Here is a 22,413-nt window from a genome sequence, read left to right on the forward strand (position 1 = left end):
GTTTCTCTTCACTTTTTTGTCTGTTACACACTCATGACCCGCATCGCTGCCGGCCATTCATTATCTCTTTGTTCACTTACTGGCAGAGACGACTTCAACTGCCACACGTTCCGTCGCATCAGGGATAGCCACGGTTCTTGCCCGTTCGGCCATCGCCAGTAACGTTGCGCGATCCCACTCAGCCAACAGGCTGCTGACAGCTTGCGCGGTAAATTGTGGTTGCTCGATAATTTTGGCTGCATCTGCCTTTTCCAGCGGCAATGCATTCCAATATTGCTGCCGGTCTTTATGCTGAAAAGGCACAAAAATCGCGGGTAACCCTGCAGCGGCCACCTCGCTCACCGTCAATGCTCCTGAGCGGCAAACCACCACATCAGCCCAAGCATAGGCGGCAGCCATATCATCGATGAACTCGACAACCTGATGCTTATCTCCCTGCCCAGCTTGCTGATAAGCTTGCAAGACTTCCGGCAACGCACCTTTCCCCACCTGATGCCACAGGATGATCTGCTCACCCAAAGTTGCAGCAACCTGCGGTATTGTTTGGTTAAGCACTCGAGCACCCTGACTGCCACCGATAACCAACACCCGAACCGGCCCTTCACGGCCCGCCAATCGCTCAGCGGGCAATGGCAGCGCCAAAACATCGGTGCGAACGGGATTCCCTACCACGTCGGCATGGGGGAAAGCACCGGGGAATGCCTGCAAAACCTTCTTCGCAATCTTCGCCAGCCAGCGGTTAGTCAAACCCGCAATCCCATTCTGCTCATGCAATACTACTGGGATACCGCATAGCCATGCCGCTAAACCGCCGGGGCCAGAAACATAGCCGCCCATGCCCAGCACGACATCAGGCTGATAATCACGCATGATTTTCTTCGCCTGACGTACTGCACGGTAAATCCGCAGTGGAGCCGTCAGTTGGGCCATTAGCCCTTTACCGCGTAAACCTGATATCTGAATAAAATCAATTTCAATGCCATGTTGGGGTACTAATGATGCTTCCATTCGGTCTGCTGTGCCTAACCAACGCACCTGCCAACCTTGCGCCATAAGATGATGTGCCACGGCCAAACCGGGGAAGACATGCCCCCCAGTGCCACCGGCCATCACCATCAAACGCTTGGTCTTCCCACTCATCGGGCACTCCTTACAAACGCTTGGGCTTTAGCCAAACGTGTCTCAAAATCAATACGTAACAACAGCACTATCGCAGTTGACATAATAATCAGGCTCGAACCACCGTAACTGATCAGCGGTAATGTCAAACCCTTGGTCGGCAACATTCCCGCCGCAGCCCCAACGTTAACCAGTGCCTGAAAACTAAACCAGACGCCGATCGAGCAGGCCAAAAAGCCAGAAAATCGCTGATCTATCTCTAATGCGCGACGCCCAATGGACATCGCACGAAAAGCGACGAAGAATACCATTAACAATGCGAGAACCACACCGAAATAGCCGAGTTCTTCGCCTAAAATCGAGAAAATGAAGTCGGTATGTGCTTCCGGTAAATACTCCAGTTTCTGCACTGAATTCCCTAAACCCTGCCCCCAGAATTCACCGCGGCCAAATGCCATCAGCGACTGAGTTAGCTGGTAACCACTACCGAATGGATCCGCCCATGGGTTCCAGAATGAGGTCACGCGGCGCATACGATAAGGTTCGGCGACAATCAGCAGACCGACCGCAAAGACACCTGAGCCGATGATGGCCAGAAACTGCCACATTTTAGCCCCAGCTAAAAACAGCATCGCCAGCGTGGTCACAAACAGCACCACCACGGTACCTAAATCGGGTTGCGCCAGCAGTAACACCGCCAGAATGACCATCACGCCCATCGGTTTACAAAAGCCCCAGAAGTTACTGCGGACTTCCTCAACCTTACGGACCAAATAACTCGCCAGATAACAAAATAGCGACAGCTTGGACAATTCTGCTGGCTGAATACGTAGCGGCCCGATGGCAATCCAGCGTGATGCCCCGTTGACTGAGCTACCGACGACCAATACCACCAACAGCATCACCAGTGAAATCAGTAACATAATGTTACTGTAACGCTGCCAAACGGCCATCGGTATACGCAACGTCACCAGCGACAAACCAAACGCCAGCGCCAAGTAGAGTGCATCACGCTTAGCGAACAAGAAGGGGTCACTGGCTAAACGCTGACCAATCGGCATCGACGCCGATGTCACCATCACAAAACCGATAATCGCCAAACCAAATGTCAACCACAGCAAGGTTCTGTCGTAAAGCACCATACTGGTGGTATCGCTCTCCCGCGATCCCATCACAAAATGCTTCAGGGTATTGACCAGCCCCAGCCCCGGCATGCGCATCAGCCCAACTCCTCTGCCAAACGAGCAAACTCATCACCACGCTGCTCGAAACTGCGGAATTGGTCCAAACTGGCGCAAGCAGGTGATAACAACACCATATCGCCTGACGTCAGATCCTTCGTCAGTAAAGTCATGGCCTGTGCCATGGTCTCTGTCAGTTGGGAAACCTCAGGTCGCAATGCCGCCAGTTCCTCGCCATCACGGCCAAAGCAGTAAATCTTGATATTGTCGCCTTGCAGGAGACGCGTTAACCCAGAGAAATCAGCCGATTTACCGTCGCCACCGAGTAACAGATGCAAGGTACCATCAACCTGCAATCCTTCTAAGGCCGCCTCTGTACTGCCCACATTGGTGGCTTTCGAATCATTAATCCAACGCACCCCATTGTGTTCAAACACCAATTGGAAGCGATGAGGTAAACCGGTAAAAGTGGTCAACGCCTTCAAACTGGACGAACGCGGGATGCCCGCAGCATCAGCTAACGCCAAGGCAGCCAACGCATTAGTGTAGTTATGACGCCCAGTGAGCTTCATCTCACGCGTATTCAGCACTTTCTCACCCCGCACACGCAGCCAGATTTCGCCCTGCTGCTTATTGAGGTGGTAATCACCGACATCAACCCCAAAGCTAATACAGCGGCTATCAGCACCACGTACGGGCATCGTGAGCGCGTCATCGGCATTCACGACACAAACTTTAGCGTTTTCATACACCCGCAGTTTAGCTGCGCGATATTGCTGCAAACCGAACGGATAACGATCAGTATGATCTTCCGTCACGTTCAGTATGGTGGCGGCACTAGCCCGTAGGCTCGAGGTCGTTTCTAACTGGAAACTGGACAGCTCTAACACCACCAATTGGTTTTCTTGCTTCAGCAACGTTAGAGCCGGAACGCCGATATTACCACCGACGCCAACCTGCCAACCTGCCGCTTTCGCCATCTCTCCGACCAATGTGGTCACGGTGCTTTTACCGTTAGAGCCAGTGATTGCCACAATAGGGGCTTGGTTCTCACGGCAAAACAGCTCGATATCACCAACAATCTCGACACCCGCATCAGCCGCCTCACTCAAGGCAGGATGTGCCAATGCAATACCGGGGCTGGCGACAATCAAATCAGCATCCAATAACCACTGTTGGTTCAGGTCACCGACATGGCGCTCGATACTTTCCGGTAACTTATCCAGACCTGCAGGGTTGATACGGGTATCCATGACGCGCGGCTTAACACCACGTGTCATAAAGAAATCAACGCAGGAAAGGCCGGTTAGCCCCAGCCCGATAATGACCACTTTTTTACCCTGATAATCAACCATCATTACCGCACCTTCAGCGTCGCCAGGCCAATCAGGACCAGCATCAGCGAAATAATCCAGAAGCGCACGATCACTCGTGGTTCCGGCCAGCCTTTAAGTTCGTAATGGTGGTGAATCGGCGCCATACGGAATATGCGCTGCCCACGTAGCTTAAAGGACCCGACTTGCAAGATGACTGACAGTGTTTCAACGACGAACACGCCACCCATAATCACTAATAAGAACTCTTGGCGTAGTAAAACCGCGATGGTACCTAGCGCACCACCTAAGGCCAATGAGCCCACATCGCCCATGAAAACTTGTGCCGGATAAGTGTTAAACCAAAGGAAGCCCAACCCAGCGCCGACAATGGCGGTACAGACGATCACCAGTTCACCGGCATGGCGCAGATAAGGAATATGCAGATAGGCCGCAAAGTTCACGTTACCGGTCGCCCAAGCCACTAATGCAAAACCGCCCGCAACAAATACCGTCGGCATAATCGCCAACCCATCTAGCCCGTCAGTCAAGTTGACCGCATTACTGGTGCCAACAATCACGAAGTAAGCGAGCAGGATGTAGAGCAAGCCCAGTTGCGGCATGATGTCTTTGAAAAATGGCACCACTAACTCAGTAGCGGGCGTATCTTTCCCAATGCTGTACATCGCGAATGCCGCAGCCAGTGCGATGATCGATTGCCAGAAGTACTTCCAGCGAGCAATCAAACCTTTGGTGTTTTTACGTACCACTTTGCGGTAGTCATCGATAAACCCGACGATGCCATAACCCACTAAGATGAACAGCACACACCAAACATACGGGTTAGAAGGATAAGCCCACATCAGCACCGAAATGGTGATGGAGAACAGAATCATTAAGCCGCCCATGGTCGGCGTGCCGCGTTTACTGAAATGTGACTCTGGCCCATCGTTACGCACCACTTGCCCAATCTGCAATTTCTGCAAATAAGCAATCAAATGCGGCCCCATCCACAATGAGATCACCAACGCCGTTAACAGACTTACAATGGCTCGGAACGTCAAATAGGAAAAGACGTTAAAGCCCGAATAAAATTGCACGAGATATTCAGCTAACCAAACTAACATGATGCCTTCTCCTGTAACGCACGCACGACATGCTCCATGGCGGCGCTACGTGAACCTTTAATTAAGACGGTAATAACCGGATGTTCGAGCAGCAATTCACTCACACGGGCTGCCAATGCACTCTTATCCTGAAAATGTTCGCCACTGCCGCTGGCGTCGCTCAATGTCTGACTTAACGTGCCGACACTCAGTACTTTGTCGATACCCGCCTGTTTAGCGGCTTCACCCACCTGACGATGGCAATCGATCGCGGTATCGCCCAATTCGCCCATGTCACCGACCACCATGACACGATAGCCCGGCATTTCTGCTAGCACTTGCGCGGCGGCAGTCATGGAACCCACGTTGGCGTTGTAAGTGTCGTCTAGTAGCAATTTGCCAGTGGCGAGTTGTATCGGGAATAAGCGCCCCGGTACGGCTTGTAACTGCATCAGCCCCTGACGAACAGCCGCGAGATCAGCACCAACCGACATGGCTAACGCCGCTGCGGCAAGCGCATTGGCGATGTTATGCCGCCCGGGTAATGGCAGCTCAATGGCGACCGTACCAAAGGGTGAATGCAGGGTGAAATGCGTTGCCTGCGGCGTAATGCGGACATCGCTGGCATAGAAATCAATATCGGCGGCACCCTGAGGGGAAAAACGCCAGACCTGCTTGTTATGCAGTGTTTCTTGCCAATGTGGCCAGTCATTGCTGTCGGCATTGATAATCGCGGTGCCGTTAGCGGGTAATCCGGCAAAAATCTCGCCTTTGGCCTGCGCCACACCGGCCAGTGAACCAAAACCTTCCAGATGAGCAGCCGCTAAATTGTTCACTAAAGCGCTTTCTGGGCGGCTTAAATCTGTGGTGTAAGCAATTTCACCCACATGATTGGCACCCAATTCAATGACGGCAAAATCATACTCAGGCGTCAAACGCAGCAACGTCAGCGGTACACCGATATCATTATTAAAGTTACCGGCGGTATACAGCACATTGCCGCATTGGCGCAAAATCGCTGCCGTCATTTCTTTGACGGACGTTTTACCTGACGAGCCCGTTAAGGCCACCACACGAGCAGGTACTTGCTGGCGAACCCAGGCAGCAAATTGCCCCAATGCCAAGCGAGTGTCTTTAACCACTAATTGCGGTGCCTCCACCAGTAAGCGTTTACTTACCAGCAAAGCTGCAGCACCAGCAGCAACTGCATCTTCTGCAAAATCATGCCCATCAAAACGCTCGCCTTTGAGCGCCACAAACAGACAGCCAGCCGTGACCTGACGAGTATCAATGGTCACTTCGGTTATCTCGATGCCAGCGCCGATTAATTCAGCGTTAAGCAATTCGGACAAGAAATGCAGCGAGACCTTAATCATGCGATCACCCCCAATAAACGGGCGACGGTCACACGGTCGGAGTAATCCAGTCGACGATTACCAACCAATTGATAATCTTCATGTCCTTTACCAGCGATCAGAACAACATCGTCTTCTTTAGCCTGCATAATGGCGCTGGTCACCGCTTCAGCACGACCATGAATCGCCTGCGCATGACCTGCATCTAATAACCCATTGAGGATATCGGCCACAATGGCCTGAGGCTCTTCGCTACGTGGGTTGTCATCCGTCACGACGACACGATCAGCCAGTTGTTCTGCGATACCGCCCATAAGTGGGCGCTTACCTTTGTCACGATCACCACCGCAACCAAACACGCACCAAAGCTGACCTTTGCAATGTAAACGGGCTGCCGCCAGCGCTTTTTCTAATGCATCTGGTGTGTGAGCATAATCCACCACGACTGTCGGTTTACCCGGTGCGTTGAACACTTCCATCCGCCCACAAACCGGTTGTAAATGCGGTGCGGCAGCTAAAAGTTGTGGCAACGGATAACCCAGCGATAACAGCGTTGACAGTGCGACCAGCAAATTGCTGACATTGAATGCCCCCATCAGGCGGCTTTCTAACTGGCCTTCGCCCCAACTGGAATCAAAAGCGATACTGGCACCATTATCGTGATACTCCACCTTGCTGGCCGATAACCACGGGCCTTTCCAACCCGTAGGGACGTTACCTTCCATACTGACGGCGACCGCTTGTGGCAACTGACTTAACCAGCGGCGACCCACTTCGTCATCAGCATTAATAATCTTGTGTTCGGATTGATGAGTGGAGAACAGCAGCCATTTTGCTGCTTCGTAACTCGCCATATCGCCATGGTAATCCAGATGATCACGACTTAAGTTAGTGAACACTGCGGCGGCAAACGGCAATGCTGCCACGCGATTCTGAATCAAACCGTGGGAAGAGACTTCCATCGCAGCGAACGTCGCACCTTGATCAACCAAATTGCGCAGTAAATGCTGAATATCAACTGCTGAGCCCGTGGTGTTTTCCGTTGGCACCACTTGCCCTAATAAACCATTGCCCACCGTTCCCATCACTGCACTGGTTTCGCCCAGCGCTTGGCTCCATTGCGCCAACAACTGAGTAGTGGTGGTTTTACCGTTCGTGCCAGTCACACCGACCAAACGTAAAGCCGCCGCAGGTTGATGATAAAACTGCCCTGCCAGCGTGGATAAATGCTGATTCAAATTACGCAAATAAATAACAGGGACACCATGCATTTCTGCAACACTGGCATCCGGTGCCACACCATCAGCTTCAGCGACAATGGCGGCAACACCTTGTGCGATGGCTTGCGGAATATAGCGACGCCCGTCCGTCTGATGGCCAACAATGGCGACAAACAAATCCCCGGCAGCGGCAACACGGCTGTCTAATGTCATTTCCCGTAGCGCACGCTCCGGGACATCTAGCCCCCAAGGCGCGAGTAAGTTGCGCAAGTTACGATCTGCCACCTGAACCCTCTTTTGTATTAGTCACTAATTCGCTTTTATCACCAGTGGGTAATGCATCCGGCTCGATGTTCATGGTGCGCAAGACGCCGCCCATGATGGCACCGAACACCGGTGCAGAAACCGCACCACCGTAATATTTCCCTGCCTGCGGGTCATTAATGACCACAACCAGAGCAAATCGAGGGTTACTCGCAGGCGCTACGCCTGCGGTGTAAGCGAGGTATCGGTCCATATATTTGCCATCCGGCCCGACTTTCTTGGCTGTACCGGTTTTAATGGCGATCCGGTAGCCTTTGATGGCGGCTTTAGTGCCCCCGCCGCCAGGTAATGCCACACTTTCCATCATATGAACCACGGTACGTACCAGCGGTTCAGGGAAAACGCGTTCACCGGCCACTGGCGGGTCAACTTTGGTGATCGACAGCGGGCGATAAACCCCCATGCTGCCGATGGTTGCATAGACTCGCGCTAGTTGTAACGGTGTTACCATTAGCCCGTAGCCGAAAGAGAAGGTGGCCCTCTCTATGTCAGACCACCGTTGTTTTTTAGGATATAAGCCACTGCTTTCTCCGACCAACCCCAAATTGGTCGCTTTCCCAAACCCAAACCGTGAGTAAGTATCTACTAACGCTGAGGATGGCATCGCTAACGCCAGTTTAGAAACACCGACGTTACTCGACTTCTGCAAGATCCCGGTTACAGATAACTCTGCGTAACGGGCCACGTCTTTAATTTGGTGACCGTTAACAAAGTACGGCAAGGTGTTCAGCACACTGTTTTCTTTCACTACACCGTGCTGCAATGCCGTCATGACGACCATTGGCTTCACTGTTGAGCCGGGTTCAAAAATATCGGTTATTGCTCGGTTACGCATCGCGTCTTTCGGCGTACCGGTCAGATTGTTTGGGTTGTATGACGGGCTATTCGCCATCGCTAACACTTCGCCGGTATTTACATCGACCAACACCGCCGTACCCGACTCCGCTTTGTTAAAGGCCACCGCATTGTTCAATTCGCGATACACCAACGCCTGTAAGCGCTCATCAATGCTCAGCGCTAAATTATGTGCCGCTTGACTATCAACGGAGGAGATATCCTCAATCACGCGACCGTAGCGATCTTTACGCACCGTACGCTCACCAGGTTGTCCGGTCAGCCAACGGTCAAAACTTTTCTCAACGCCTTCAATACCTTCGCTATCGATATTGGTCACACCGATGATGTGCGCCATGACTTGGCCTGCGGGATAATAACGGCGGGATTCTTGACGCAAGTAAATGCCAGGCAATTTCAACTTATGGATATAGTCGCCAATGGCAGGGTTAACTTGGCGGGCCAGATAAACAAAGCGACCTTTTGGATTGGCGTTGATTCGCGTCGCCAATTGATCGAGGGGGATCTCCAAAGCATCTGACAGGGCTTTCCAGCGTGTATCCAGTGTGATACCGCCGCGCTCAATTAACTCTTTCGGATCAGCCCAAACCGCATTAACCGGTACGCTGACGGCCAAAGGTCGGCCAGAACGATCGCTTATCATGCCACGCGCTGTCGGCACGGATTGCACGCGCAACGAGCGCATATCGCCCTCACGCACCAACTTGTCGGGATTAATTACTTGCAGATAGGCCGTGCGTAACATCAAGCCAACCAATGCCAATAAAATACAGCCGCATAACAACGCAAAACGCCAGCTAATAAAGCTGGCTTGTTCTTCTTGTTGGCGCTTTAACTTCCCAGGGCGCGCTGCTTTCATGCGTTACCTTGGCAACGTAGAGTCATGGTGGCCACTATTTCCTTTTTTTCTTTGAAAAACAGTTTGTTAACTAAATCTAAGTTAAGAAAAACCTTATTGCTGAACCAAAATATTTTCTTGTGATGGATCAACATGTTGCATCTTCAGTTTGTCGGTCGCGATACTTTCAACACGGCTGTGATCACCTAACGCGTTCTCTTCCAGAATCAGGTTACGCCATTCGATATCCAGCGCATCCCGCTCCAGTACCAACTGCTCACGCTCGGCGGTCAGCAAACGTGTACGGTGCGCGGTGGTGACAACAAAAACGGCAGACACTAACACCGCGGCCAGTAGAATTAAGGGGATCTTCGCGTTGCGGAGTAAATCCCCGCCGATGACCCCAACTAATCCGTGACGTTCGTTGCCTATCACGCTTTAACCTTCTCAGCAAAACGTAATACGGAGCTACGTGCCCGCGGATTTTCAGCCACTTCAGCATCTGCTGGCATCATTTTGCCGATGGACTTTATGGTGCGCCCACCCATGCTACGTAACTGCGCTTCCGTCAGCGGCAACCCTGCTGGAACCTGTGGCCCACGGCTATGCTGGCGGATAAAGTTCTTCACAATGCGGTCTTCTAGTGAGTGGAAGCTAATCACTGACAAACGACCTTCAGGTGCCAACACCTCATGTGCGCCATCCAATGCACGCTCAATCTCTTCTAATTCACTGTTGATATAGATACGGATGGCTTGAAAACTACGTGTCGCCGGATGCTTGTGCTTTTCACGGAATGGACTGGCATTCGCAATCAAATCCGCTAGCTCTTTAGTACGCGTCATAGGTTGCGTGAGATTACGCTCAACAATGGCCTTAGCGAGACGCTTAGCAAAACGCTCTTCACCGAAGGTTTTCAATACCCAAGCGATATCATCAGCACTCGCTTTCATTAGCCATTCAGCGGCTGATAACCCACGAGAAGGGTCCATGCGCATATCCAATGGCCCATCACGCATAAATGAAAAACCACGTTCTGGATCATCCAATTGCGGTGATGACACACCGAGATCCAGCAAGATACCGTTAATACGGCCGACTAAATCCAATTCCCGCACATAATGTGCCAAATCAGAAAAAGGACCGTGTACGATAGAAAAACGCGGATCGGTAATAGATTTTGCTGCTTCAATCGCTTGAGGATCGCGATCAATTGCTATCAAGCGCCCTTCTGGCCCAAGTTGGGACAAAATCAGACGCGAGTGACCACCACGGCCAAAAGTTCCGTCAATATAGATACCGTTATCGCGGATGTTCAGGCCATTCACGGCCTCATCTAGCAATACGCTTGTGTGCTTGTAGGTGTTATCTACAACTTTATTTTTATCAACCATGCTTATAGCGATAAGTCCTGTAGCCGCTCAGAAAGTGGTTCCTGAGTGGACTGCTCTGCGTCGATGTCATCCTTGACTTGTTGATACCAGGTCTGTTCATCCCACAGTTCAAACTTGTTGAACTGCCCAACCAGCATCACTTCTTTATTTAACCCAGCATGCTGACGCAATGTTCCTGCGATCAGTAAGCGCCCAGCACCGTCCATCTGACATTCACTGGCATGTCCTAGCAGCAAACGCTGAACCCGACGCTCAGCCGGGTTCATGCTCGACAGACGAGATAATTTTTGCTCAATGATTTCCCATTCAGGGAGTGGGTAAAGTAATAGGCATGGTTGGTGAAGGTCTATGGTACAGACCATCTGGCCTTGCGATTCCTCATTCAGCAAATCCCGATAACGGGTAGGTACGGCGAGCCGCCCTTTGCTGTCGAGGTTAACCATCGTTGCCCCACGAAACATGGCTGAGTTACCCCTTCATGACCCAATTCACCACTTTACCCCACAAATCCCCACATTAAAGAGTTTACGGATGGTATGAAAACCTTGTCAAGCCAGAGCCGAGGGGCTTTGACAATATTTATGGGCCATTTTTGAGATATATCTCGTAGAAGGGGCTACTTTAGTGCTCGAAATAGAAAATAAGGTCATGATTAACGGGCTATTTTTCCGCCAGTAATTCCAGCAACTTAAATAAATAATTAATTGTCGATTAATTGTCTCATTATTTCCTTCTGCAAGGAATGTCTCATTTCCAGTATGAAAATTGTACGTTCTGAAAATAGCTCATCTGAGTACAAAAGCCGCATTGGCTGGCTTCTCGAAAGGAGAAACAGCGAAAATTAGCGGTAAAACCCACAACAACACAATAATACCCTTGGAAACAACATGTGTTACCGGCGCTGCATTTTACTTCAATTAAGCCGCCAAGATTAATCTATTTTGAAATAAATTAATGGCACATATTTAGGAGTGTCGCTGAAATATGAATACCTTCAGACAGATAAATCCTAAATTCGGAAAATAGGGCGAAATGGCATTTTATTCAGCCGCTAATTTATATTTGGCTTAAATTGCATGCTTTAATCTGCCCGAACAACGGAAAATCATAACCATCTGTTTTTAAACAATAAACAAAAAAACCACCATTTTAAAAACTACTGATAGCCCAAAATCCCACAGTAGAAAGTATAAAAATCAGGCAAATGTTAAAAATAAAAATTTTAAGCTAGTTATATTGATCAAGCTGGCACTGTAGACTACTTAACAAGCAAAAACACAACACAATTAACCATCATTCAAAGAAAAACCCACATATAAAGCCTGTTAATAATGTCATTGATTGACGTTTTAGCAGATTTTTACCCCAAACAGGGAGTTAATGACCATGTTTTCAACTGGGTCCCGTCTGCGTAGTGCCGCAGCCGATACTTTCGCTCTCGTGGTGTATTGCTTTGTCATTGGCATGGCTATTGAGATCCTGATCTCAGGAATGACCTTTCAGCAGTCACTCTCCTCCCGCTTGGTTTCAATACCGGTCAACATTCTTATTGCTTGGCCTTACGGCGTGTATCGAGATGCATTCATTCGCTTTGCACATCGTCATGCTGGGGAACATTTCTGGGCACGAAATCTGGCGGATTTACTGGCATACGTGAGTTTCCAGTCACCGGTCTATGCGTTGATTTTGTGGTCGGTAGGCGCTGATTTAGAGCAAATTGCAACCGCTGTCGCGAGTAATGCCTTGGTTTCAATGGCGATGGGCGTGGCTTATGGTTACTTTTTGGAGTATTGCCGCAGGTTGTTCCGCGTCGCAGGTTATGTTTGATTGCCCTACTCTATCTCAAGTTAGAGCGTGCTAGCACAACGGATTTGGGGCGTGTGACGAGGATAGTAGGATTGGTTTCAGTGTTGGCGGTACTCAATCAGGGCTTTTGACTGCCCTGATTGGTCATCATGATTTCTTACTTACGCTATCTGCGGCTCAAACTGCCGCGACGGAACAAGTTACGGCGAATGCGCGTTAAGCCAGGTTTCGGTTTTTGTGGCTCATCTAAGCTGGCTAATACCAGTTCTAGCACACGCTCAGCCACATCACGGTGACGTTGTGCAACAGCCAGCACTGGGCATTCTAGGAAATCGAGCAACTCGTTATCACCAAAGGTGGCGATAGCCAGATTGCTGGGTAAGCGCCCATTTTGCTTCAACGTGATGTCCATAACACCCTGTAGCAGTTGGAATGAGGTCGTAAACAGCGCCTGTGGCATTGGGTGGGTCTTTAGCCATTCAGCGAATAGCGCACCGGCAGCTTCACGCTCATAACTGTTAGCATAGAGATAATCGACTTTGCGAGGGTCGTCTTTCCACGCTTCACGGAAACCCATTTCTCGCAGGAAACTGACTGACAGCTCCGGTAATGCGCCCAAATACAGTACCGATTCGGCTGGGAATGTGCGTAACTCTTGCGCCAACATCAGCGCATCTTCTTGATCTGCCCCTACCACACTAATGAAATGCTCCCTGTCTAACGCGCGATCAAGTGCGATTATCGGCAGTGGGTCATTCGCCCATCGCTGATAAAAAGGGTGCTCCGGTGGTAAAGCTGTTGAAACAATGATGGCGTCAACCTGACGCTGCAAGAGGTGTTCAATACAACGCATTTCATTATCGGGTTGATCTTCAGAACAGGCGATCAACAACTGGTAACCACGCTGACGAGCCTGACGCTCAAGATAATTTGCGATACGTGTGTAGCTGGTATTTTCCAGATCAGGGATAACTAACCCTATCGAACGGGTTCTCCCCGCACGCAATCCTGCCGCGACAGCATTTGGGTGATAGTTATGTTCCCTGACAACAGCCATCACTTTATCGACTGTTTTATCGCTGACTCGGTACTGTTTCGCTTTGCCATTAATGACATAACTGGCGGTTGTGCGCGAAACGCCCGCAAGACGCGCGATTTCATCCAGTTTCACATTGACCCCTTATAAACCCAATAAAGTAATGAAAGGCATGATGTCTGCCAGCGCGCAATATCTCAAAATCTCTCGGAATATTTCAATCCGCCATAAAACCTAAGGATGACAACTAAACAATCAAACCTTATAGACATAGTTTAACTACGGATATTGCGCTCTGTAGATCTAACCGCAGAACTCGTTATTGAGCAACCGCTTTAACCGCCATATAACGCTATCTGGGTTAAATAATAAGAAAAAAAAGCTCAGCATGTCAGCCGAGCTTAATAATTAGGATTAATCCCTCAGCTTAACGCATGATCTTGTCGCCACGGGATACACCAACAATACCGGAACGCGCCACTTCAACAATTTCGGCGACTTCCCTGACGGCATTTAAGAATGCATCCAGTTTATCGCTAGTCCCAGCAAGTTGAACGGTATAGAGCGTAGCGGTCACATCAACAATTTGCCCACGGAAAATTTCTGCGCAGCGCTTCACTTCTTCACGCCCATAGCCGCTGGCCTGCAATTTGACCAGCATGATTTCACGCTCAACATGTGAGCCAGAGACCAACTCGCTGACCCGCAAAACATCCACCAGCTTATGAAGCTGTTTTTCGATTTGCTCCAATACCTTGGCATCACCCACGGTTTGGATGGTCATTCTTGACAGTGTTGGGTCATCGGTTGGTGCGACAGTCAAACTCTCAATGTTATAACCGCGCTGAGAAAACAGGCCAACTACCCGTGATAAGGCACCTGATTCGTTTTCCAGCAGAACTGATAAGATCCGGCGGCGCATAATTATGTCCTCTCCGTTTTGCTAAGCCACATTTCGTCCATGCCACCACCGCGAATCTGCATCGGGTAAACATGCTCCGTTTCATCCACTGTCACATCCACAAATACTAGGCGATTGGTCTCGGATAGTTGTGACAAGGCATCGGCCAATTTGCTTTCCAGCTCATCAGGGGTGCGGATTGCGATACCGATATGCCCATAGGCTTCAGCCAATTTGACGAAATCAGGCAGTGAATCCATATAAGACTGTGAATGACGGCCTGAATAAATCATATCCTGCCACTGCTTCACCATGCCGAGATAGCGGTTATTCAGGTTCAGTACCAGCACCGGCAAGTTATATTGCAACGCCGTCGATAATTCCTGAATATTCATTTGGATGCTGCCATCACCGGTCACACAGACCACGGTTTCATCCGGTAGCGCCAGTTTAACCCCCAGTGCGGCCGGTAACCCGAAGCCCATCGTGCCTAAACCACCGGAGTTAATCCAACGACGCGGTTTATCAAACGGGTAATACAGTGCAGCGAACATCTGGTGTTGGCCCACATCTGATGTCACGTAAGCATCACCTTTAGTCAGACGATGCAGCGTTTCAATAACCGCTTGTGGCTTTATCTTGCCGCTGTCTTTGCTGTAACCCAAGCAATCACGGGCACGCCACTGTTCAATGGATTGCCACCAGTCACGTAGGCTATCAAAATCTTGCGCGCAATCGACCTGAGACATCAAGTCCAACATTTGCGTCAGGACTTGTTTAGCGTCACCAACAATCGGGATATCTGCTGTCACCGTTTTGGAGATGGATGTCGGGTCGATATCAATGTGTAACACGGTTGCATCTGGGCAGTATTTCGCCAAGTTATTGGTCGTACGGTCGTCAAAGCGTACGCCCACAGCAAAAATAAGGTCCGCATTATGCATGGCCATATTGGCCTCAAACGTCCCGTGCATCCCCAACATGCCAACATTCTGGCGATGAGTACCGGGGAAGCTCCCTAACCCCATCAGAGAACTGGTAACAGGCAGGTTTAGTTTCTCAGCAAAAGCCAATAACTCTTCGTGACAAGCCGCATTTATCGCGCCACCACCGACATACATGATCGGTCTTTTAGCCGCTAAAATAGTTTGCAGTGCGCGCTTAATCTGCCCACGGTGACCTTGTACCGTCGGATTATAAGAGCGCAAGCTAACCTGTTCAGGGTAAGCGTAAGGCATTCTGACCGCCGGTCCGACGATGTCTTTTGGTAGATCAATGACGACTGGCCCTGGGCGACCTGTCGAGGCCAAATAAAATGCCTTTTTCAGTACTGAGGGAATATCTTCCGTGCGCTTAACCAGAAAGCTGTGTTTAACCACTGGGCGGGAAATGCCCACCATGTCGCACTCTTGGAAAGCATCATAGCCAATCAACGAGCTAGGCACCTGACCAGAGAGCACCACCATGGGTACTGAATCCATATAGGCCGTAGCAATACCGGTAATCGCATTGGTTGCACCGGGGCCGGAAGTGACGAGCACCACACCGACCTCTCCAGTAGCCCGCGCATAGCCATCGGCCATATGAACCGCACCTTGCTCATGGCGCACTAGCACATGATCAATGCCTCCTACCGTGTGCAGGGCATCGTAGATATCTAGTACGGCCCCGCCGGGATAACCGAACACATGCTTAACGCCCTGATCGATTAACGATCGGACAACCATCTCGGCTCCTGACAACATCTCCATGGTTTTGCCTCCAGGCTTAGTTTGCTCATTGGATAACGGGAAGTCATTTCCACGGGATCCTGTAGGAAAGGCACAACGCCCCTTATTCCTATTCTTAGTTTGTTATCGTTAGGGTTACTAACTTATTAACATAACGTCAGAATTTCTGGCAGGCAAACAGCAATTATCTGCCCTAAAGACAATTCTGTTAGTCACACACTGGATTTCACCTTGAAAGAGAAATAAAAAACTATCGATTAATCTATCGTCTTGGTTTTTACGCCGTACAAACGAGTAACAATAGCACTAAATCAGGCTAATGGATTTTATGCATTGGATTCAGGAAATTGATAGCTACTACACAGAAATGAGTAGATAGAGCGGGCGTTTGAACATAAAAACAACGACGGCCTCTATCAAGTGAGAGATAAGCCGTCGTGGCCAAAAACGGAAAACAAGATGGATTAATCGCGATACATGGAATCAATTTCATTCTGATAGCGCTGGAGAATGATTTTACGCCGCAATTTCATGGTTGGTGTCAGCTCACCTGTTTCCATGGTGAATGCCTGCGGCAACAGAGTGAAGCGTTTAACCTGTTCGAACAGCGCCAACTCTTTTTGCATCTCTTTAAGCCGTTGCTCGAATAAGCTGACAATATGACTATGGCGTAATAATTCCAATCTATCGTGATATTTCAGGTTAATCGAACGTGCGTACTCTTCCAGTGACTCGAAACAGGGGACAATCAGCGCTGAGACAAACTTACGCGTATCGGCAATAACCGCCACTTGCTCGATAAAACGATCCTGACCAAGCGTGCCTTCAATCATTTGCGGCGCAATGTATTTCCCACCTGAAGTTTTCATCAGGTCTTTTAGCCGCTCAGTGATAAATAAATTGCCATTGGCATCCAATGCGCCCGCATCACCGGTTTTGAGCCAGCCATCTTCGGTAAATGACTCTGCTGTTTCTTGCGGCTTGTTGAGATAACCACGCATGACAATAGGACCACGAACTTGAATTTCATTTTCAGCGCCTAAGCGGACATCAATCCCCGGTAATGGCTTGCCGATGGAGCCAAAACAGAAGTCTTTCTCTTCCCAACAGGATACCGTGGCGCAGGTTTCGGTCATACCATACCCATACTTGATATTGACGCCAATCGCTTGGAAAAACAGAATAATATTGTCATCTAACCGCGCACCCGCAGCAGGTAAGAAACGCACTCTTCCACCCAATAAATCACGCAACTTACTTAGTACCAAGCGATCCGCGAGCTTAAACATCTGCTCAGACAGCGGCGATAGCGTTTTCCCCTGCTGTTGATGCTGGAATTTGCTTTCGCCACAGTTCACTGCCCAGCGGAACAACATCCGGCGATGCCATTTTGCTAGAGCGACTTTATCATTGATGGCGCTGAATACTTTTTCGTAGAAACGGGGAACCGCACACATTACCGTGGGTTTTACCGCCTGCATGGCAGGACGGACCCAATCAGTGTCGCTGATGTAGACATTCTGTGCGCCGGTATGCATGACATAAAAGCTCCAAGCCCGCTCAAACACATGGGATAACGGCAAGAAACTGAGGGAAACGTCATGGGTGGTCAGCGTTAGGCGCTGATCATGCAAATAAAGTTGGGCTGCCATATTACGGTAATCAAGCATCACACCTTTTGGCTCCCCGGTCGTACCTGAGGTATAAATCAGGGTAAACAAATCGTCTAAGTCACAATGCTCTAGACGTGTGGCCAATAAATGCCGCTGTACCACATCAGGTTGTTGTTCAAAATCAGCCAAGTGTTGAGCATACTCACATCCGCGCAAATCAACTGCCGCGTCTAAAACAATAATTTGAGTCAACTGCGGACAATGCGGCTTTAACGTGATGGCAACATCAAATTGTGCTTGTCCACCAACAAACAGAATGCGCACATCGGCGTCATTGAGCACATACGCGGCTTGTGCCGTGGTATTAGTGGCATATAAGGGCACACTCACGCCACGCAATTGCAAAATAGCCAAGTCGGCCAATGACCAAGCCATACTGTTATTAGCAAAAATCCCAATGCGCTCTTGTATAGCGACACCGAAGGACAACAGCGCAGTCGAAATCTGGGTGACGTGTTCGTCAACCTGACGCCAACTGAGCTGTTTTTCTCCTTTTGGCGACCATTCACGTAGGGCGACTTGATCTGCGCGATCACTGATTTGCTGGCGCAAACGGCGCACAAGGTGGTATTGCTCTAATGTATGGGTCATAACATCGCTGCTCGCTGCTAAATCAATCATTCGTTCATAAAGTATACTGTAACTTTGTTGTTCGCCGATATTCAGCTTACATGTGTACACTTTTTTCGCGCAGTCTACCTGCTCTAGAGGTTATGGCAAATAAAATTCAGCGCAGAAGTGTGAGCTAAAATAGACTTTGATGAAAAATACCGCTTCCAAAGCAGCAGCAGAGCATAAAGATTGAGGGGTTAAGTAAAGCAGCAACATGTTGCTAAGGGATGTCATGAGCGATGGAAGGAAGCAAGATGGCATTCAATCTCACTTTCCCTGCCACTGAGCGATATATCATTTCAGCAGCAGGGCTTAGCAAGCCGCTACAAAGGGGTACTAAGTTGTCCGAGTAATTCTTTCATCCATTGATGGCCTTTATCTCTATCCGTTGATTCATGCCATGTGAGATAGCAAGGTCGGCTTATTTTCTCTTTCCAAGGTAATGAGATTAATTTCAAATTAAGCGTTTCGTTATATTGCTGAACCAACCAGCGAGGTGCGATAGCCACAAAGGAAGTTTGAGAAACAATATTAAGTACGCTATTCATATCCGTACTTTCATAGGCAATAGTTTGAGCGCTTACAATGGACTCATAATAAGCCTCACTGAAAGAGCCCATTTTATCTAATGAGACAACAGCATGTTGTTCAGAGATGAGTTGTTCTTGAGTAATTGAATGGTCAATACGTGGATGATCTTTAGACACAACCAAGACAGATTCATCATCAAATAATGAGATATCATGAAAGTCTGGGCGTTCGAATTTAGTATAACCAATAACGAATTCAGTTTCTTGATAACGTAACTGATGCTCAATATTCTCATTAAGATAAGATCGGATAATGAGTTGTATATTAGGTGCCAATGACTTAATTCGCTCTATTATTTGTGCTGTAAGCCTAATATCTAATGGACTACAAATTGATAAATTAAATACTCGTCCACTATTTTTAGCCTCAAAACCCGCCCCCGGCAACTCATTTTGGACAAGTTGTAATGCTTGTCTTACCGGCCCAAAAAGTTGACGCGCTCTGGCAGTCGGCTGAATCCCTCGGCCATAACGAACAAACAATTCGTCATTAAACATCACTTTCAAGCGGGCGACGGCATTACTCACGGCGGGCTGAGACATGCCCAGAGACTGGGCTGCACGTGTAACATTATGCATTTGCATTACTGCATCAAAAACAGTTAATAAATTGAGGTCAACACTTCTTAAATGAACTTCGCTACATGCTTTTTTAGTCGCTTGACCGTCGGTTACTAAGTTGTATTCAGACATGCTTAACTCCACTAAGCTTTATGCAGATGACACGATTAATAAAAGAGTCCTGTTGATATTTATCATCTTCTCAAAATATCTTTGATTTCTTACTATTAATGACGCCAATATTTTCATTATTATCGTTGTAAGATAAAATGAGCCTCATCCTTGTATATATAAAACGATATGAATTGCCTCCATGTATTTTCCGCCAATAACGCCCATGGATAAATACGTGAACAAGCCATCCACATAAAGTACCCCATATAACCCTTAGGACTAATTCACTCTAAACATAAGATTCTGATATATCATAAGCGTCAATAATAAAAGCAATAACATGATCACATCACAAAATGAGATAATTGACAACTATGCCATTAACAAATAATAAATTCATTAATGAAAACTTATTAGTTATTAATTATAGCGGCTAATTAACTTAATAATAGATTGAATTTTGCTCATGCAATGATGAGTTTACGTTATAGTCATAACATGTTAATCAAATAAATAACACTATTCATTACACGAATAAGTATTTATATCCACACGACATAGAAATCATTAATAATAAGTTTTGCTATAAATTTACTCGCTGATTAAACAATCAAGAACAGTTTCAGTTATTAACCTCTATCTTATTAAGTGTAAATATCATCTTTGGCACAGCAGTCCCCCCAAAAAACGGATCATCACCCAAAATAATCTGAAAAGTACAATAACCCGCATTACTATCGTTATACCAAACAAACAAAAAGGTCATTAACCATAAATTAGACTAACAATCCAATTTAACGAAAAAATCAGTCATTTACTCCAATAAGAGAATTCCCTTGTCGTCATAACCAGTTGAAGACACTATTTCAAACAAATATTGACATACCCATAGAATTCACGTATCAATTTAGGTAACGCAATATCGTAACCAATGAGAAACTGAAAAAATGTTCTATTCAACCCGTCTACTAGGCCTACTACTCAACGCAACTCACTTGCGCGGTATGTTGGTGGACGGAAATCAGAACTGATTCAGTCATCAAGATTAACAAGCCCGCGCAAATGCGCGGGTTTTTTTTTACCCGCTAAGCGCAAATGTAAACACGACAAGGAATACCCACATGAGCCAACAGGTCATTATTTTTGATACAACATTGCGTGACGGTGAACAAGCGTTGCAAGCCAGTCTGAGCGTTAAAGAGAAGCTGCAAATCGCGTTGGCACTGGAAAGAATGGGTGTCGACATAATGGAAGTCGGCTTCCCGGTGTCTTCTCCTGGCGATTTTGAATCAGTCCGTACCATCGCGCAGCAAGTGAAAAACAGCCGAGTCTGCGCCTTGGCGCGCTGTGTCGATAAAGACATTGATGTGGCGGCTGAAGCCTTACGCATCGCAGAAGCGTTCCGTATCCACGTCTTTTTGGCGACGTCGACTTTGCACATCGAATCCAAATTAAAGCGCTCATTTGATGATGTGTTGGCGATGGCGGTTCATTCTGTGAAGCGCGCGCGTAACTATACCGACGACGTAGAGTTCTCCTGTGAGGATGCAGGTCGTACACCAATTGATAACTTGTGTCGTGTCGTGGAAGCGGCAATCAGTGCCGGTGCTACCACCATCAATATCCCTGATACCGTCGGTTACACCACGCCATATCAGTTTGGCGGAATCATCACTGATTTGTATGAGCGCGTTCCTAACATTGATAAAGCAATCATCTCAGTGCATTGCCATGATGATTTGGGTATGTCGGTTGCTAACTCCATTACCGCCGTTCAAGCCGGTGCACGTCAGGTTGAAGGCACCATTAACGGCTTAGGCGAACGTGCCGGTAACTGTTCACTGGAAGAAGTGATCATGGCGATTAAAGTGCGCCATCAGATGTTAGGCGTGCATACCAATATCAATCATCAGGAAATTTACCGTACCAGCCAATTGGTCAGCAAAATATGCAATATGCCAATCCCTGGTAACAAGGCCATTGTCGGTAGTAATGCTTTTGCCCACTCCTCTGGTATTCATCAGGATGGCGTACTGAAAAACCGCGAAAACTACGAAATCATGACGCCCGAGTCTATCGGCCTGAAAGAAGTGCAGTTGAACCTGACCTCTCGCTCTGGTCGCGCGGCAGTGAAACACCGTATGGAAGAGATGGGCTATCAGGATAAAGATTATAATTTGGACTCTTTGTACGATGCCTTCCTGAAATTGGCAGACAAAAAAGGCCAAGTGTTTGATTACGATTTGGAGGCGTTGGCCTTCATCAACAAGCAACAAGAAGAACCCGAGTATTATCGTTTGGACTATTTCAGCGTCCAATCAGGCTCCAGTGTGATGGCAACTGCCTCAGTAAAATTGGTTTGTGGTGAAGAAACAAAATCAGAAGCAGCCACAGGTAACGGTCCGGTAGATGCGGTCTATCAAGCGATTAACCGCATCACCGACTACCCCATTGAACTGGTGAAATATCAATTATCGGCCAAAGGTCAAGGTAAAGACGCATTGGGTCAGGTTGATATCGTGGTTGATCACAAGGGCCGTCGTTTCCATGGCGTAGGTTTGGCAACGGACATTGTCGAATCCTCTGCTAAGGCATTGGTTAACGTATTAAATAATATCTGGCGCGCTCATCAAGTTGAAATCGAGAAACAGCGCTTGCAACAAAATAATCAGGAAATGGTGTGAA

17 protein-coding genes are annotated in these 22,413 nt (G+C 48.3%); 2 read left to right on the top strand and 15 right to left on the bottom strand.

All coding sequences use genetic code 11. The features are described 5' to 3' along the window. Nucleotides 1-72: 72 nt before the first annotated feature. The 10 genes from murG to mraZ all read right to left on the bottom strand — a co-directional run bounded on the left by murG (nt 73) and on the right by mraZ (nt 11,166). Entirely contained in the window at nt 73-1,140 is a 1,068-nt protein-coding gene (gene murG / locus BN68_RS10255; RefSeq protein ID WP_019211080.1) for an undecaprenyldiphospho-muramoylpentapeptide beta-N-acetylglucosaminyltransferase, read from the bottom strand. Beyond that, entirely contained in the window at nt 1,137-2,339 is a 1,203-nt protein-coding gene (ftsW, locus tag BN68_RS10260; RefSeq protein WP_019211081.1) for a cell division protein FtsW, read from the bottom strand. Before ftsW ends, murG begins: the two co-directional genes overlap by 4 nt. Then, complete coding sequence (murD, locus tag BN68_RS10265; protein ID WP_042806692.1) at nt 2,339-3,655, bottom strand: UDP-N-acetylmuramoyl-L-alanine--D-glutamate ligase; 1,317 nt, start codon at nt 3,653-3,655, stop codon at nt 2,339-2,341. The genes ftsW and murD overlap by 1 nt, the downstream gene beginning before the upstream one ends. A gap of 2 nt (nt 3,656-3,657) precedes the next feature. After that, on the bottom strand, nt 3,658-4,740 hold the full coding sequence (gene mraY, locus BN68_RS10270; protein ID WP_019211083.1) for a phospho-N-acetylmuramoyl-pentapeptide-transferase: 1,083 nt from the start codon (nt 4,738-4,740) through the stop codon (nt 3,658-3,660). After that, nucleotides 4,734-6,095 (bottom strand): UDP-N-acetylmuramoyl-tripeptide--D-alanyl-D-alanine ligase, encoded by a 1,362-nt coding sequence (gene murF, locus BN68_RS10275; RefSeq protein WP_019211084.1) that lies wholly within the window; start codon nt 6,093-6,095, stop codon nt 4,734-4,736. The genes mraY and murF overlap by 7 nt, the downstream gene beginning before the upstream one ends. Continuing rightward, on the bottom strand, nt 6,092-7,579 hold the full coding sequence (murE, locus tag BN68_RS10280) for a UDP-N-acetylmuramoyl-L-alanyl-D-glutamate--2,6-diaminopimelate ligase (RefSeq protein WP_019211085.1): 1,488 nt from the start codon (nt 7,577-7,579) through the stop codon (nt 6,092-6,094). Before murE ends, murF begins: the two co-directional genes overlap by 4 nt. Then, nucleotides 7,566-9,332 (bottom strand): peptidoglycan glycosyltransferase FtsI, encoded by a 1,767-nt coding sequence (locus tag BN68_RS10285; RefSeq protein WP_019211086.1) that lies wholly within the window; start codon nt 9,330-9,332, stop codon nt 7,566-7,568. The genes murE and BN68_RS10285 overlap by 14 nt, the downstream gene beginning before the upstream one ends. A 93-nt stretch (nt 9,333-9,425) precedes the next feature. Further along, the gene (gene ftsL, locus BN68_RS10290) at nt 9,426-9,746 is read right to left on the bottom strand and encodes a cell division protein FtsL (RefSeq protein WP_019211087.1); all 321 of its coding nucleotides are present in this window, start codon (nt 9,744-9,746) and stop codon (nt 9,426-9,428) included. Next, nucleotides 9,743-10,705 carry a 16S rRNA (cytosine(1402)-N(4))-methyltransferase RsmH gene (gene rsmH, locus BN68_RS10295; RefSeq protein ID WP_019211088.1) on the bottom strand — a complete coding sequence of 321 codons (963 nt, stop codon included), beginning with the start codon at nt 10,703-10,705 and terminating at the stop codon, nt 9,743-9,745. Before rsmH ends, ftsL begins: the two co-directional genes overlap by 4 nt. Nucleotides 10,706-10,707: 2 nt before the next feature. Beyond that, nucleotides 10,708-11,166: a division/cell wall cluster transcriptional repressor MraZ gene (mraZ, locus tag BN68_RS10300; protein ID WP_004875568.1), complete on the bottom strand. Its 459-nt coding sequence runs from the start codon at nt 11,164-11,166 to the stop codon at nt 10,708-10,710. A 925-nt stretch (nt 11,167-12,091) separates the two neighbouring features. Here mraZ and BN68_RS10305 point away from each other — a divergent pair. Beyond that, the gene (locus tag BN68_RS10305; RefSeq protein WP_042806693.1) at nt 12,092-12,532 is read left to right on the top strand and encodes an L-alanine exporter AlaE; all 441 of its coding nucleotides are present in this window, start codon (nt 12,092-12,094) and stop codon (nt 12,530-12,532) included. Nucleotides 12,533-12,677: 145 nt separating this feature from the next. Here the strand turns inward: BN68_RS10305 and cra are convergent, their stop codons facing one another. The 5 genes from cra to leuO form a co-directional block, all read right to left on the bottom strand. Then, entirely contained in the window at nt 12,678-13,682 is a 1,005-nt protein-coding gene (gene cra / locus BN68_RS10310; protein ID WP_019211090.1) for a catabolite repressor/activator, read from the bottom strand. 292 nt (nt 13,683-13,974) lie between these two features. Then, entirely contained in the window at nt 13,975-14,469 is a 495-nt protein-coding gene (gene ilvN / locus BN68_RS10315; protein ID WP_004388986.1) for an acetolactate synthase small subunit, read from the bottom strand. A 2-nt stretch (nt 14,470-14,471) separates the two neighbouring features. Then, complete coding sequence (ilvI, locus tag BN68_RS10320; protein WP_042806632.1) at nt 14,472-16,199, bottom strand: acetolactate synthase 3 large subunit; 1,728 nt, start codon at nt 16,197-16,199, stop codon at nt 14,472-14,474. A gap of 443 nt (nt 16,200-16,642) precedes the next feature. Further along, on the bottom strand, nt 16,643-18,442 hold the full coding sequence (locus BN68_RS10325) for an AMP-dependent synthetase/ligase (RefSeq protein WP_042806694.1): 1,800 nt from the start codon (nt 18,440-18,442) through the stop codon (nt 16,643-16,645). A gap of 344 nt (nt 18,443-18,786) precedes the next feature. Further along, on the bottom strand, nt 18,787-19,746 hold the full coding sequence (leuO, locus tag BN68_RS10330) for a transcriptional regulator LeuO (protein ID WP_019211092.1): 960 nt from the start codon (nt 19,744-19,746) through the stop codon (nt 18,787-18,789). Nucleotides 19,747-20,849: 1,103 nt separating this feature from the next. On the opposite strand from leuO, the gene leuA reads away from it, so the two are divergent. Next, entirely contained in the window at nt 20,850-22,412 is a 1,563-nt protein-coding gene (leuA, locus tag BN68_RS10335; RefSeq protein WP_019211093.1) for a 2-isopropylmalate synthase, read from the top strand. Nucleotide 22,413: the final 1 nt, after the last annotated feature.

Source organism: Yersinia massiliensis CCUG 53443 (assembly GCF_000312485.1).
GTDB classification, from domain to species: Bacteria; Pseudomonadota; Gammaproteobacteria; order Enterobacterales; family Enterobacteriaceae; genus Yersinia; species Yersinia massiliensis.